Origin of the sequence: Nocardioides jishulii, assembly GCF_006007965.1 — a bacterium.
GTDB classification, from domain to species: Bacteria; Actinomycetota; Actinomycetes; order Propionibacteriales; family Nocardioidaceae; genus Nocardioides; species Nocardioides jishulii.
This window is the reverse complement of record NZ_CP040748.1, coordinates 2258754-2272627: the sequence shown is the minus strand read 5'-3', so window position 1 is coordinate 2272627 and position 13874 is coordinate 2258754. Positions and strand designations below refer to the sequence as shown.

Annotated in this window: 13 protein-coding genes and 1 tRNA gene; 9 read left to right on the top strand and 5 right to left on the bottom strand. The window is 70.1% G+C overall.

The features are described 5' to 3' along the window. The first annotated feature begins 156 nt into the window (after positions 1-156). Positions 157-1170 carry an alpha/beta fold hydrolase gene (locus FCL41_RS10730; RefSeq protein ID WP_137066016.1) on the top strand — a complete coding sequence of 338 codons (1014 nt, stop codon included), beginning with the start codon at positions 157-159 and terminating at the stop codon, positions 1168-1170. A 4-nt stretch (positions 1171-1174) separates the two neighbouring features. Here the strand turns inward: FCL41_RS10730 and aceE are convergent, their stop codons facing one another. Beyond that, positions 1175-3955 carry a pyruvate dehydrogenase (acetyl-transferring), homodimeric type gene (gene aceE / locus FCL41_RS10725; RefSeq protein ID WP_137066015.1) on the bottom strand — a complete coding sequence of 927 codons (2781 nt, stop codon included), beginning with the start codon at positions 3953-3955 and terminating at the stop codon, positions 1175-1177. A gap of 161 nt (positions 3956-4116) precedes the next feature. Here aceE and FCL41_RS10720 point away from each other — a divergent pair, with 161 nt between their 5' ends. From FCL41_RS10720 to FCL41_RS10695, 6 genes are all read left to right on the top strand, one after another. Then, complete coding sequence (locus FCL41_RS10720; RefSeq protein WP_244923616.1) at positions 4117-4548, top strand: DUF3052 domain-containing protein; 432 nt, start codon at positions 4117-4119, stop codon at positions 4546-4548. Positions 4549-4622: 74 nt separating this feature from the next. After that, positions 4623-6209: an AMP-binding protein gene (locus tag FCL41_RS10715; RefSeq protein WP_137066014.1), complete on the top strand. Its 1587-nt coding sequence runs from the start codon at positions 4623-4625 to the stop codon at positions 6207-6209. Between the two features lie 39 nt (positions 6210-6248). After that, on the top strand, positions 6249-6722 hold the full coding sequence (locus FCL41_RS10710; protein WP_137066013.1) for a peroxiredoxin: 474 nt from the start codon (positions 6249-6251) through the stop codon (positions 6720-6722). 220 nt (positions 6723-6942) lie between these two features. After that, positions 6943-7014, top strand: a tRNA-Val gene (locus FCL41_RS10705). A 117-nt stretch (positions 7015-7131) separates the two neighbouring features. Next, positions 7132-7488: a hypothetical protein gene (locus tag FCL41_RS17080; protein WP_170970259.1), complete on the top strand. Its 357-nt coding sequence runs from the start codon at positions 7132-7134 to the stop codon at positions 7486-7488. 1 nt (position 7489) lies between these two features. Beyond that, positions 7490-8344, top strand: a complete 855-nt coding sequence (locus FCL41_RS10695; RefSeq protein WP_239021615.1) for a serine/threonine-protein kinase — start codon at positions 7490-7492, stop codon at positions 8342-8344. Positions 8345-8373: 29 nt separating this feature from the next. Here FCL41_RS10695 and FCL41_RS10690 read toward each other — a convergent pair whose 3' ends face one another. Genes FCL41_RS10690 through FCL41_RS10680 form a run of 3 tightly spaced genes read right to left on the bottom strand, consistent with a single transcriptional unit; the run spans position 8374 to position 10851 of the window. Beyond that, a complete protein-coding gene (locus FCL41_RS10690) occupies positions 8374-9048 on the bottom strand; it encodes a response regulator transcription factor (protein WP_137066012.1) in 675 nt (224 codons plus the stop codon). Beyond that, complete coding sequence (locus FCL41_RS10685; RefSeq protein ID WP_137066011.1) at positions 9033-10538, bottom strand: sensor histidine kinase; 1506 nt, start codon at positions 10536-10538, stop codon at positions 9033-9035. The genes FCL41_RS10690 and FCL41_RS10685 overlap by 16 nt, the downstream gene beginning before the upstream one ends. Further along, a complete protein-coding gene (locus FCL41_RS10680; protein WP_137066010.1) occupies positions 10519-10851 on the bottom strand; it encodes a hypothetical protein in 333 nt (110 codons plus the stop codon). Before FCL41_RS10680 ends, FCL41_RS10685 begins: the two co-directional genes overlap by 20 nt. A gap of 133 nt (positions 10852-10984) precedes the next feature. Between FCL41_RS10680 and FCL41_RS10675 the strand changes: the two genes are divergently transcribed. Continuing rightward, positions 10985-12109, top strand: coding sequence for a Nif3-like dinuclear metal center hexameric protein (locus FCL41_RS10675; protein ID WP_137066009.1), 1125 nt, complete (start codon positions 10985-10987; stop codon positions 12107-12109). A gap of 17 nt (positions 12110-12126) precedes the next feature. After that, positions 12127-12885 carry a zinc ribbon domain-containing protein gene (locus FCL41_RS10670; protein ID WP_239021614.1) on the top strand — a complete coding sequence of 253 codons (759 nt, stop codon included), beginning with the start codon at positions 12127-12129 and terminating at the stop codon, positions 12883-12885. 89 nt (positions 12886-12974) lie between these two features. Here the strand turns inward: FCL41_RS10670 and yaaA are convergent, their stop codons facing one another. After that, positions 12975-13754, bottom strand: coding sequence for a peroxide stress protein YaaA (gene yaaA, locus FCL41_RS10665; RefSeq protein WP_137066008.1), 780 nt, complete (start codon positions 13752-13754; stop codon positions 12975-12977). Positions 13755-13874: the final 120 nt, after the last annotated feature.

Genomic DNA, 13874 nt, shown 5'->3' with positions numbered 1-13874 from the left:
TGGGTGCGACGCTCGCTCCCCGGCGTCGGTGGGGCAGATCAGGCCAATCCTGAGGAACTTCTGCTGGGTCCGCCTGTGAGGTGACACACTTTTGCGTGTTCATCCACGGTTCACCGACAGGTGGTCGCGGAGTGGCCCGCACACCGGGAGACACCCATGGGCAACTCGCACGAGATCCAGTACGTGACGATCAACGGCCACCGCCGCGCCTACCTGAGAGCCGGGCACGGGCCCGCGCTCCTGCTGCTCCACGGCATCGGCTGCGACCACCACACGTGGGACCAGGTGGTCGACGACCTGGCGCGCGACCACACCGTCGTCGTCCCGGACCTGCTCGGCCACGGAGCCTCGGACAAGCCGCGTGCGGACTACAGCCTCGGCGGCTACGCCAACGGCATGCGCGACCTGCTCAGCGTCCTGCAGATCGAACGAGTCACCGTGGTGGGGCACAGCTTCGGCGGGGGCGTTGCCATGCAGTTCGCCTACCAGTTCCCCGGGAGGACGGAGCGGATCGTGCTCGTCTCCTCGGGAGGGCTGGGGCGCGAGGTGACGCCAGCAATCCGCGCGATCACCGCCCCCGGCTTCCACCACGTCATGGGGGCGCTCACCGTGCCGGTCGTACGCCACGTCAACGCTGCGGCGCTGCGCGTGCTCTCGGCGACCGGGCTGCCGCACACGCGGGACCTCGCCGAGGTCGCCCGCGTGTACGAGGGCCTGGCCGACCCGCGCGCCCGCGCGGCCACCCGCCACGTGGTGCGGGCGGTCGTCGACTTCCGTGGCCAGTTGGTGACGATGGCCGACCGCGCCTACCTGACCAGCGGTCTGCCGATGTGCGTGGTGTGGGGGTCGCAGGACCACGTGATCCCCGTGCGTCACGCCGAGCGGGCCGCCGAGCTGGCGCCGTGGGCCACCGTCGAGGTCATCGCCGACTCTGGCCACTTCCCGCACCGCGACCACCCGGAGCGGTTCGTCCAGATCGTGCGCGAGTTCATGCGTACGAGTGCACCCAACCGCCACACGAAGGCGCAGTGGCGCCAGATGCTCGTCTCCGGGGCGCCGGCGATCTCTGCGCGGCCCGTGGTCAAGCAGAACGCCCGCCCCGCCGTGGGCGGCGGAGCGGGCGTCGAGGGTCTGGCTCCGGTGCGGGCGCTTCACCCGACCGGAGCCTGAGCCGTCAGGCGTCGCCGCCCTCCTGCTGAACTCCCGCGACGGCGGTCGGGTCGTCGATGCGGTACTTCGTGCGCGCCTCGACCACCTTCGCGACGTCGATCTCCCCGGCGTCGGCGAGGGCCTGCAGAGCCTGCACGACCACCGACTCCGCGTCGACGCGGAAGTAGCGCCGGGCCGCGGGACGGGTGTCGGCGAAGCCGAAGCCGTCCGTGCCGAGCACGCGGTAGTCGGCCGGGACCCAGCGCGCGATCTGCATCGGCACGGCAGCCATGAAGTCGGAGACCGCCACGACAGGGGAGGAGTCCCCGGCCAGCTTGTCGGTGACGTAGGCGGTGCGCTTGGGCTGGTCGGGGTTGAGCAGGTTCCAGTCCTCCGACGCGACGGCGTCGCGGGCGAGCTCGTTCCACGAGGTGACCGACCAGGTGTCGGCGGCCACGCCCCACTCCTCGCGCAGCAGCTCGGCAGCGCGCTCGATCCACGGGAAGCCCACGCCGGAGGCGAGCAGGCGGACCTTCGGTCCCTCGGCATCGGTGGCGGCCACGCGGTGGATGCCACGCAGGATGCCCTCGACGTCGACGCCCTCGGGCTCGGCCGGCTGCTGCACCGGCTCGTTGTAGACGGTCACGTAGAAGATCACGTTCTCGCCGTTGCCGTCGGGGCCGCCCGTGCCGTACATGCGCTCCAGGCCGCTGCGCATGATGTGCGCGATCTCGTAGGCGAAGGACGGGTCGTAGTGCACCACGGCCGGGTTGGTCGCCGCGAGCAGCGGGGAGTGCCCGTCGGCGTGCTGGAGACCCTCGCCCGTCAGGGTGGTGCGGCCGGCCGTCGCGCCGATCAGGAAGCCACGCGAGAGCTGGTCGGCCATCGCCCAGATCGAGTCGCCGGTGCGCTGGAACCCGAACATCGAGTAGAAGATGTAGAACGGGATCATCGGCTCGCCGTGGGTCGAGTAGGCCGATCCCGCAGCGGTCGCGGAGGCCACGGCCCCCGCCTCGGAGATGCCCTCGTGGAGCAGCTGGCCCTGGGCCGACTCCTTGTAGGACAGCAGGAGCTTGCGGTCCACGGACTCGTACTGCTGTCCGCCCGGGTTGTAGACCTTCGCGCTCGGGAACATGGCGTCCATGCCGAACGTGCGGTACTCGTCGGGTGCGATCGGCACGATGCGCTTGCCGATCTCGGGGTCGCGCATCCACTCCTTGAGCAGGCGCACCACGGCCATCGTGCTGGCGACCTTGTTCTTGCCACTGCCCTGGCGGATGTCCTTGTAGACGGCCTCCGACGGCAGCTGCAGGGGGCTGGAGCGTACGACGCGGCGGGGGAGCGAGCCGCCCAGCTGGCGGCGGCGGTCCATCATGTACTTGATCTCGGGGGAGTCGGCGCCCGGGTGGAAGAACGGTGCCGTACCGGTCTCCTCGTACGCCCGGTCGAGGTCGCGGTCCGAGATCGGCAGGCGCAGGCGGTCCCGGTACTTCTTGAAGTCCTCCGGCGTCAGCTTCTTCATCTGGTGGGTGGCGTTGCGGCCCTCCAGGGCGTCGATCGTCCAGCCCTTGATCGTCTTGGCGAGGATCACGGTCGGCTGGCCGACGTGCTTGGTGGCGGCGTCGAACGCGGCGTACACCTTGCGGTAGTCGTGGCCACCGCGCGGCAGCAGCTCGATCTGGCGGTCGGTCATGTGCTCGACCATCTGGCGCAGCCGCTCGTCGGCGCCGAAGAAGTGCTCGCGGGTGTAGGCGCCGTCCTCGACCGAGTAGGTCTGGAAGTCGCCGTCGGCGGTGGTGTTCATCTTGTTGACGAGCACGCCGTTGACGTCGCGGGCGAGGAGGTCGTCCCACTCGCGTCCCCAGACGACCTTGATCACGTTCCAGCCGGCGCCACGGAAGTTGGCCTCCAGCTCCTGCATGATCTTGCCGTTGCCGGTGACCGGGCCGTCGAGCTGCTGGAGGTTGCAGTTGACGACCCAGGTCAGGTTGTCGAGCTCCTCACGCGCAGCCACCCGGATGGCACCGAGCGACTCGGGCTCGGCCATCTCGCCGTCTCCGAGGAAGGCCCAGACGCGCTGCTGGCTGGTGTCCTTGATGCCGCGGTTCTGCAGGTAGCGGTTGAAGCGCGCCTGGTAGATCGAGTTGATGCCGGTCAGGCCCATCGAGACCGTCGGGAACTCCCAGAAGTCCGACATGAGGCGCGGGTGCGGGTAGGAGGACAGGCCGGCACCCTTGCCGTGCTGCACCTCCTGGCGGAAGCGGTAGAGCTTCTCCTCGTCGAGGCGACCCTCGAGGAAGGCGCGGGCGTAGATGCCGGGGGAGGCGTGACCCTGGAAGTAGACCTGGTCGCCGCCGCCCGGGTGATCCTTGCCACGGAAGAAGTGGTTGAAGCCCACCTCGTACAGGCTGGCCGAGGACTGGTACGTGGCGATGTGCCCGCCGACCTCGAGGCCCTTGCGGTTGGCGCTGGAGACCATCACCGCGGCGTTCCACCGGATGAAGGCGCGGATGCGCCGCTCGATGTCCTCGTCGCCCGGGAACCAGGGCTCTCGCTCGGGGGGAATCGTGTTGATGTAGTCGGTGGAGCGCAGGGCCGGGACGCCCACGTTGCTCTCACGTGCCCTCTCGAGAAGGCGGAGCATCACGTAGCGCGCACGGTCCCGTCCTCGGCCCTCGACCATGGCGTCGAAGCTGCCGAGCCACTCCAGTGTCTCCTCGGGATCGATGTCCGGGAGCTGGGTCGGGAGGCCCTCGTGGATGACCGATGTAATCGGAGGACGTTCGGGTTGTGTCTGCTCAGTCACACCCTCATGCTCGCACGCTCGCAAAGGATAAAAAATCTACTCTCCGGTACGGGGCTCGGGCGCGAGGGGTTGCGTCTGAGGAACAACTCCGCTGGACTACTCCCCACCGCACACCTGCGGTGAACTGAGAGTTGAACCACACACACCCTGAGGAGGGTCCGTTGAGCGCGACCGTGGGCGGCGAGTCCACCCAGACCCCTGGACCGGCCGAGAAGATGGGCTTCACGCCCGGTCAAGTCGTCCAGGAACTCGGCTGGGACAACGACACCGACGACGACCTACGGATCGCCATCGAGGACCTTCTCGACGCCGACCTGGTCGACGGTGACTACGGCAACGTGGTCGAAGCCGTCGTGCTGTGGTGGCGCGACGAGGACGGAGATCTCGTCGACGGCCTCGTCGACGCCAAGTCCGACCTCGTCGGCGGCGGTGTGATCTGGTTGCTCACCCCGAAGGTGGGTCGACCCAACAGTGTCGATGCCGCCGACATCGCGGAGGCTGCGCCGATCGCGGGCCTCTCCCAGACCACGACCGCAGCCGTCAGCAAGGACTGGCAGGCGACGCGACTGGTCACGCCCAAGACGCCCGCCTGACACGACGACGTCTCTCCACCCGGTCCTGAGCAGGGGGCCCGGGGGTACTCGTCGTACCCACCGTGAGGACCCAGATGAGCACCGTCAAGAGCCTGTCCGTGCTGCGTGAGGCGGGAGTGATCCGCCGCATGCCGATCTCGCACCTCGTCAAGATCGTGACGACCGTCAAGGCATGGGGGACCGGCCCGGCCGGCGGTTTCTCCCAGCTCGCTGTCTCCGACCCCGACCGCGTGGGCATCGTCGACGAGGTCGGCCCCCTGACGTTCGCCGAGCTCCACCAGCGCTCCAACGCGCTGGCCCACGGCTTCGCCGCGCTCGGCATCAGGGAGCGCGACCAGGTCGCGATCATGTGCCGCAACCACCGCGGCTTCGTGGAGGCCACCATCGCCGCGGCGAAGCTCGGCGCCGACCTGCTCTACCTGAACACGGCCTTCGCCGGCCCGCAGCTGGTCGAGGTGATCGCTCGCGAGAAACCCGTCCTCGTCGTGCACGACGAGGAGTTCACCGACCTCCTCGCCGGTGCGGACGTGAAGCATCGTCTGGTCGCGTGGCAGGACTCGCCCCGGGGCGGGGACACCGTCGAGTCACTGATCGAGGGCAACCCGTCGACGGACCACACGCCGGTGGCGCACCACTCCCGCATCGTGATCCTCACCTCCGGTACGACGGGTACGCCCAAGGGAGCGCCCCGCAAGGAGGCAGGCATCGCCAACGCCGTGGCGCTGCTCTCGCGCCTGCCGATGAAGCACGGCTGGCGCACGCACATCGCGGCGCCGCTCTTCCACACCTGGGGCTTCGCCCACATGTTCATGGCCATGCTGCTCGGCTCGACCATGGTCCTGCGGCGTCGCTTCGACCCCGAGGAGTCACTGCGGGTCATCCGCGACGAGCAGTGCGACTCGTTCATCGTCATCCCGGTGATGCTCCAGCGGATCCTCACGCTCCCGCCGGAGGTGCGCGAGAAGTACAAGCCGCTGAGCAGCCTCAAGATGACGGCCGCCTCCGGCTCGGCCCTCCAGGGCGAGATGGCGATCGAATGGATGGACGAGTTCGGCGACAACCTCTACAACATCTACGGCTCCACCGAGGTCGCGTACGCCTCGATCGCGATGCCGGAGGACCTGCGCGCCGCGCCGTTCTCGGCCGGCAAGCCGCCCCACGCCACGGTCGTCAAGATCTTCGACGCCAACGGCCAGGAGGTGCCGCAGGGTGCGACGGGCCGGATCTTCGTCGGCAACGCGATGCTCTTCGAGGGCTACACCGGTGGTGGGTCCAAGGAGATGATCGACGGACTGATGTCGACCGGGGACGTGGGTCACTTCGACGAGAACGGTCGCCTCTTCGTGGAGGGACGTGACGACGAGATGATCGTCAGCGGTGGCGAGAACGTCTTCCCCCGCGAGGTCGAGGACTGCCTGGTGCTCCATGACGCGGTGGTCGAGGCCGCCGCGGTGGGCATCGAGGACCCCGAGTTCGGCAAGAGGCTGCGCGCCTTCGTGGTGGTGTCCGACCCGGCAGCCGCCGACGAGGAGGTCCTCAAGGACTGGGTCCGGGCCAACTTGGCGCGCTACAAGGTGCCGCGCGAGATCGTCTTCCTTGATGAGCTCCCGCGCAACGCCACGGGCAAGATCCTCAAGCGGGTGCTGGCCACGCGCCCCTGAGTGCGGTCGCGCCCGGGCCGGTGCGAGGATGATGCCCTTATGAGCGGACTCATCTGTGGGGGGCCGGCCCCCGACTTCACCCTGCGTGACCAGTTCGGCCAGGACGTGACCCTGTCGGGCTTCCGCGACCGCAAGGCGGTGGCACTGCTCTTCTACCCGTTCGCCTTCTCGGGCGTCTGCACCGGGGAGATGGCGGGCGTGCGTGAGCGGCTCGACGAGTTCATGACGTTCGACACCGAGGTGCTGGCGATCTCGTGCGACCCCGTCTACTCGCTGCGCGCCTTCGCTGACTCCGACGGGCTCAACTTCCCCCTCCTCTCGGACTTCTGGCCACACGGGGAGGTCGCGCAGGCGTACGACGTGTTCAACGCGGAGAAGGGCATGCCGCGGCGTTCGTCGTACGTCATCGACAAGCAGGGCCTCATTCGGTGGAGCGTGCACAACGCGATGCCCGAGGGACGCGACCTCGGAGAGCACCTGCGCCAGCTGCGCGCCGCCGCCGAGGAGAGTTGATGGGCCAATCTGTCTCGAATAAAGAGACACTTTTGCGAAGTTGTGCCGAGGGCGAGACAAGGCTTGGACCCACCCTCTAAAGTTCTTCATGTTGAGCCGCTGGTGACCCGAGACGCCGGCGGCTCGACGTATTTCCGGAGAAGGCGGTCTCACTGCCCTGGCAGGGTCGTCAGTGTGCGGCGGGCCAGCGCGTCCCGTACGCTGTGGGCCGTCTTCACGCGCGTCGGTAGCTCAGCGGTAGAGCACTCGGTTTACACCCGAGCGGTCGGCGGTTCGAAACCGTCCCGACGCACCGGTCCGGCCGACATGAGAGCCCTCTCATGTCGGCTTCACCTTGCCCTCACTCCGGTCTTTCACAGTGGTTCTCGTCAAGACCCCACGGCTTAGGCCATAACGAGGAGCACCCCCCATGACCTTCAAGAAGAAGCTTCTTCCCCTCGCCGCTCTCGCCGCCGCTGGCCTGGTCGCCACCGGCGCTGTGGCGACGCAGGCCTTCGCCTCCGACCAGGACGGGGCGAAGCGTGACGACGACACAGCGGAGGTCGTCCAGGTGGACGACGACGATGACGACGACGACACCAACGACCGCACGCGCGACGACGTGACGAAGGACGGACCGACCAGGCACGACCACTCGCGTCACGACGTCACCCGTGACGGCACCCGCCACGACGGCACCCGCCACGACGGCACCCGCCACGACGGCACCCGCCACGACCACCCGCGTCACGACGTGACCCGCGACGACGCTGATCGCGCGGCCTGACGTGATCCCGAGCGAGGACGCCTGGGGCTTGGTCCCGGGTGAGTCTCTGACCCCCGAGCTGACCGTGATGCGTCGGCTCGGGGGCGGCTCCTCGTACGAGGCGTGGTTGGCCTTCGACGAGATCACCTACCTCCCCGTCGTCGTGAAGGTGCTGCGGCCCTCGAAGGTGGGCGACGAGCTGGCCCACCTGGCGTTGGAGCGTGAGGCGGCTGCCCTGGCGGCGATCAACCACCCGGTGGTCGTGCGGGGTCTGCGCCACGACTCCGTCGGCCCCCGGCCCCACCTCGTCCTCGAGCAGGCCGACGGGCCGCGCCTCTCGACCCTGGTGAGGCGCTACGGGCCGCTGCAGGAGCAGCAGTACCTGCCGCTGGCCCTCGACCTGGCCTCGGTGCTGCACTACCTGCGCCACATCGGCTACGTCCACCTCGACATCAAGCCCAGCAACGTCATCATGGGCGCCCCAGCCCGACTGATCGACCTCTCGGTCGCGCGCCCGGTCGCCGATGCCGCCGCCCTGCGTACGCCGATCGGGACGGATGCCTACATGGCCCCGGAGCAGTGCGACCCCGAGGGACGGGGCGCTCCTGGGCCGGCCAGCGACGTCTGGGGGCTGGGAGCCACCCTCTTCGAGGCGATCAGCGGGGAGAAACCGTTCGGCACGGGGGAGTCCTTCCCCCAGGTCGACGGTCGCGCTCCAGCACTCGACCGACGCGTGCCTGCCGAGGTGCGTGAGGTCGTCGCCTCGGCGCTCGACCCCGATCCGGGGAGGCGGCCCACGCCGGCGGATCTCTCGCACGCCCTCCAGCCCGTCCTGGAGCGTCAGCCGGCCGCGCGTCTCACCTACAAGGTCCGCTGACCCAGGGGGTGAAGCGCAAGGGGGTGAAATCAGGGGTTGAAGCGGTAGCCCATGCCGCGCACGGTGCTGATCGCGGAGGCGCCGAACTTCTTGCGCAGGTAGCCCACGTAGACGTCGACGACGTTGGAGCCCGGATCGAAGTCGAGTCCCCAGACGTGGTCGAGCAGCTGTTCGCGGGACAGGACCTGGCCGGCGTTGAGCATGAAGATCTCCGCGAGGGCGAACTCTCGCGCTGACAGGTCCACCTGACGCCCGCCGATGGTCGCCCGCCGGGTGCGCAGGTCGAGGTCCACACCTCCCGCGTGCAGGGATCCGCGGTCGCTGGCCGGCGCCCCGCCGGACTGACTCTGGCGCAGGCGTACGCGCACCCGGGCGCGCAGCTCGGCGAAGCGGAAGGGCTTGGCCATGTAGTCGTCGGCCCCGCCCTCCAGGGCCGCCACCGTGTCGTTGACGGAGTCGCGGGCGGTGAGCACGATCACCGGCACCGAGGACCCCTGGGAACGGAGCTGGTCCAGCACCTGGAGGCCGTCCATGCCGGGAAGGCCGATGTCGAGGATGACGAGGTCATGGAGCCCCGAGAGCGCCTCATCCAGGCCGCTGGGGCCATCGGTCCGCACGGTCGTGAGGTGGCCCTCCGCGGTGAGCCCCTTGGCGATGAACGAGGCGATCCGTTCCTCGTCCTCGATGATCAGGATGCTGGCCACGCACTCTCCTCCCGTGGGAGCTCCACGACGAGGGTGGCGCCGCCGCCCTCGGTCTCCGTGATGACCACCTTGCCACCGTGGGCTTCGGCGATGGCAGCGACGATCGACAGGCCGAGACCGAAGCCCTCGTCGCCGGGTCGGACGCCGACCCGCCCGAACCGCTCGAGCGCCGTCTCGGCCGCCTCGGGTGGGATGCCGTCGCCGGTGTCGCGTACCCAGACCCGTGCCGTGCCCGCCTCCACGCCGCACCCCAGGGCGATGGTGTCGTCGGGGTCGGTGTGCTTCACGGCGTTGTCCACGAGCTGGAGCAGGGCCTGGGTGATCCGGTCCTCGTCGACCACGACCTGCACCGGTGCCACCTCGTCGAGCTGCCAGTGGCGTGGGGCCATCGCCCGCGCCTTGGCGAGGACCGTCCTGGTCAGGTCGTCGAGGTCGACGGGTGCCGTGGTGAGGAAGTCGGGCCGGCGCGACTTCGCGAGGATGAGCAGGTCGTCGACCAGCCGCCCCATCCGGTCCACCTCGTCGAGCAGGAGGTCCCGGGTGGCTGCGACCTCCTCGGGGTCGCTCGCGTCGAGGAGCTCGAGGTGTCCGCGGAGCACGGTGAGCGGCGTACGCAGCTCGTGCCCGGCGTCGTCGAGCAGCTGGCGTTGCCCGACGAAGGCGGTGTCGAGCCGCTCGAGCATCTCGTTGACGGTCCGGGTGAGCTGGGTGACGTCGTCGTTGCCGGTCTCGGGCACCCGTCGGGAGAGGTCGGAGACGGTGATCTCGCGCGCGGCGTCGGAGAGCTCACGCAGGGGGGAGAGGAGGCGCCCGCTCTGCCAGGCCGCCAGCCCGGTGATGAGGAGGATCGAGAGCAGGGAGACCACGGTGTAGGTGCCGAGCAGCGTGTTCAGGCTCGCCCGCTCGTCGCTGAGGAAGGACGCGATCACCAGCGCCGCGCGTTCCTGCCCGCCGACCACCGGCTGCACCGTCACCAGCACCTCACCGTAGCTCGTGTCGATGCGCCGCGAGCCGCCCCCTGCGGCGAGGTCGTCGACGGTGCGGGTGAAGGTGTCCAGACGCGTGAGCCCCGGGTGGGGGGAAGAAGGACTCCGCAGGACTGCCGCGCCGTCGACCCAGCCGACGAGCATCTCGTGGGGGCCCGGAACGCTGCGCTGCATGAAGGTGCGCAGCAGCGGCACAGCCCCTGCGAAGGGTGCGCCCGTCGATGGGTCGACGCCGGTGCGTGCGAGCTGGCGCAGCTCGGTGACCTGCTGGTTGGCCTCGTCGACCAGGGCTGCGTCGCGTCGCTCGCCTTCGAGTGCGTAGATGACGACGCCGGCGGTGAGCATCGCGAAGGTGGTGAGGAGGGCGACGGTGAGCGTGAGCCGCGTGCGGACGGAGACGCCCGTCCGGTGGGGCAGGGAGGGGGGGACGACGGGAAGCCGAGCAGTCCAGTCAGGCCCGCCCCGGTCGGAGCCGCTCGGGGGGTCAGTCGTCGTTCTGGTCATCGTCCCTCTCACCGCCGCGCCCACGCTCGTCCCGGTCGTCCCGATCGTCCTGGTCGTCCGGGTCGTCGTCCCAGTCGTCGTCGTCGGACTCGACCGGGCGGGGAGCGACGACCTCGGGGTCGTCGTCGCGGGGTCCCGAGGAAGAGCTTGGCCTCGGGCTGGGGGTCTGGCCCGCCGGCCCGGGGGACTTCTCGAGGATGATCGGGGCGTGCTCGGCCGGAGCAGGGTCGGCCCCGGCCAGGGTGGCGACGACGTAGGCGGTCAGGGGTAGGGCGAACGCCAACCCGACGGCGATCTTGGCGAACGAACTCATGGCACACAGCATCTTGCCGCATCGTGGGAGCGCGGTGAGACGACGATGAGAAGGCTCTCATCACCCGGGCGCTGACACCCGGTGGTGCGCCAGTGCCTGTGTCCTGCGACTGCGGCCTCGTTAGGCTCGCGCCATGCCCACCCTCGGTGACGTCGTCGACCTCCTGCACACCTGGTACCCGCCTGCCACTGCGGAGTCGTGGGACGCCGTCGGCCTGGTCTCCGGCGACCCTGCCGCGCAGGTGCGCAAGGTGATGTTCGCGGTGGATCCCACCGAGACGGTGGCCGCTGAGGCCGCCGAGTGGGGCGCCGACCTGCTGGTCGTGCACCACCCGCTCTTCCTCAAGCCGGTCCACGGCGTGGCCGCGACCACCCCCAAGGGTCGGACGCTGCACACCCTCACGGCCGCTGGCTGCGCCCTGCTGGCCGCGCACACGAATGCGGACCAGGCGGTGGGAGGAGTCTCCGAGGCGATGGCTACCGCGCTGGGTCTGCAGGACCAGCAGCCCCTGGTGCCGGCTCCGTCAGCACCTCTGGACAAGCTCACGACCTACGTCCCGGTCGCCGCGGCGGCCACCGTGCGCGCGGCCCTGGCCGAGGCAGGGGCAGGCAGCATCGGTGACTACGACTCGTGCTCCTTCAGCTCGCAGGGGGAGGGCCGCTTTCGGCCGCTGCCGGGGGCGGACCCCCACATCGGCGAGATCGGGGCCCCCGAGGTCGTCGAGGAGGTTCGTCTCGAGGTCGTCCTGCCTCGTGGGCGGCGTAGCGCCGTGGTTCGGGCGCTCCTGGCAGCCCATCCCTACGAGGAGCCGGCGTACGACGTCGTGGAGACCGCCGACCCCGGTCTCGCCGGCACCGGGACCGGACGCATCGGCGCCGTGGAGGAGACCACCCTGGCGGGCTTCGCCCGACGGGTCGCGGCCGCCCTGCCCGCCACCGCCGGCGGGATCCGGGTGGCGGGTGACCCGGAACGTACGGTCAGGCGGGTCGCGCTGGTTGGCGGTGCCGGCGACTTCCTCCTGGACGCCATCGCCCGCAGCGATGCTGACGTGTACGTGACCTCCGACCTGCGCCACCACCCCGCCTCGGAGTTCCTCGAGAAGCGCGGCCCGGCCCTGGTCGACGTCGCCCACTGGGCTGCGGAGTGGACCTGGCTGCCCGTGGTGGAGAAGAGACTCAGCGAGGCGTGGGGCGCTACGGTGGAGACCCGCGTGAGCACGACGCCCACCGATCCGTGGACAATGCTGGTCACGGGCTGACCCGTGATCGCCGCCGTTTGAAGGAGCCTCCACTGAAAGCCGATCCCACCGACCAGCTGAAGCTGCTCGACCTGCAGGCGATCGACTCGAAGGTGGCGCAGCTGCGCCACCGTCGGGCGAGCCTCCCGCAGCTGAAGGAGCTCGCCACGCTCGGCGCCGAACGATCGGTCGTGCTCGACCGCGTGCGCGACGCGCGGATCGTCGTCGACGACCTCGCCGTCGAGCAGAAGAAGGCTGACGCCGACGTCGAGCAGGTGAAGGTGCGTCGCACCCGCGACCGCGAGCGGATGGATGCCGGTCTGGTCACCAACCCCAAGGACCTCCAGCGCATGGGCCACGAGCTCGAGTCGCTGGAGCGCCGGGTCTCCACGCTGGAGGACGCCGAGCTCGAGATCATGGAGCGCATGGAGGAGGCCCAGGCCGTCCTCACCCGCGCGGAGGAGGAGCTGGCAGGTCTTGACCGGCGCGTCGCCGACCTCGAGGCCGAGCGCGACCAGGCCTGGCGCGAGATCGACGCCGAGCTGGAGCAGGTCGGTGGTTCCCGCGAGGCCGCGGCGGAGGGCATCGCCCCCGAGCTGATCACCCTCTACGAGCGGCTGCGCGAGTCGAAGGGTGGCCTGGCCGCCGCCGAGATTCGCGCGCGCGAGTGCGGCGGGTGCAGGCTCTCGCTGGACCACGCCGAGCTGGCGCGGGTGAAGGCCGCTGCGCCCGACGAGGTCGTGCGCTGCGAGGAGTGCAGCCGCATCATGATCCGTACGTCGGAGTCGGGTCTGTGACCTGACGCCCGGGTCCTGGACCTGAACGCCGGAGCCCCGGTCACCGTCTGGTGGCCGGGGCTCCGTCATGCAGTGAGGTCAGGCCTGGGTCAGAGGTCGGTGACGACGACGTCGAGCTCCGTGCCCTGGGGACCGGGCTCCTTCGCCTCGACGTGCCACCCGAGGTCGCGCAGGTCGTCGGCCAGGGCTGCGGGCGTACGCGGCGTGGCCCCCGCCTCCAGCAGCGCCCGCACGATGCGGCCCTTGGTCGACTTGTTGAAGTGGCTGACGACCTTGCGCCGGCCGTCGACCTCGTGGAGCACGCGTACGCCCGCGACCTTGGCTGCGGCCGCCGGATCCGGGCGCCACAGGTTGGCGTACATGCCCGAGCGGAGGTCGACCAGAAGGCCCCCGCTGAGCCGGGCTGCCACGGCCTCGCCCAGGACGGGTCGCCACACCGGGGCGAGCGACCCGATCCCGGGCAGGGTCGCGTCGCCCGACAGGCGGTAGGCGGGAATCCGGTCGCCCGGCGAGAGCAGGCCGAAGAGCGCAGAGGCGATGCCCACGCGGGTGCTCGCGCGACGCTTGGCGGCGGGGGTGAGGGTCGCGAAGTCGAGCGCGTCGTAGAGCACGCCGGTGTAGACGGCGTCGGCCCGTGCCGTCGGGGCCGTCGTCAGCATCGCGTTGCGCCCGACCAGGTCGAGCTGCTTAGCGCCCAGGCCGAGGATCTGCGCAGCGACTCGCTCGTCGCCTTCGCACAGCGTCACCAGGTGCTTGAGCACCCGCGACCGGGTCTCGGTGAGCGTGGGGTGGGAGAGGGTGGCGAGGTCGAGGGGCTTTCCCCGCGTGGGGGCCGTCTTGCCCTCGCTGGGTGGAAGGAGGATCAGCACGCCCACACTCTAGGTTTCGGGTCCCGGGCGCGGTGCAGCCACCGGTCAGGACGCCGCCGTGTGCCACTGGGGCCGAGGCTGCGCCCTGCCACGCGGGCGTGATTTGCCCTAATGATCGTT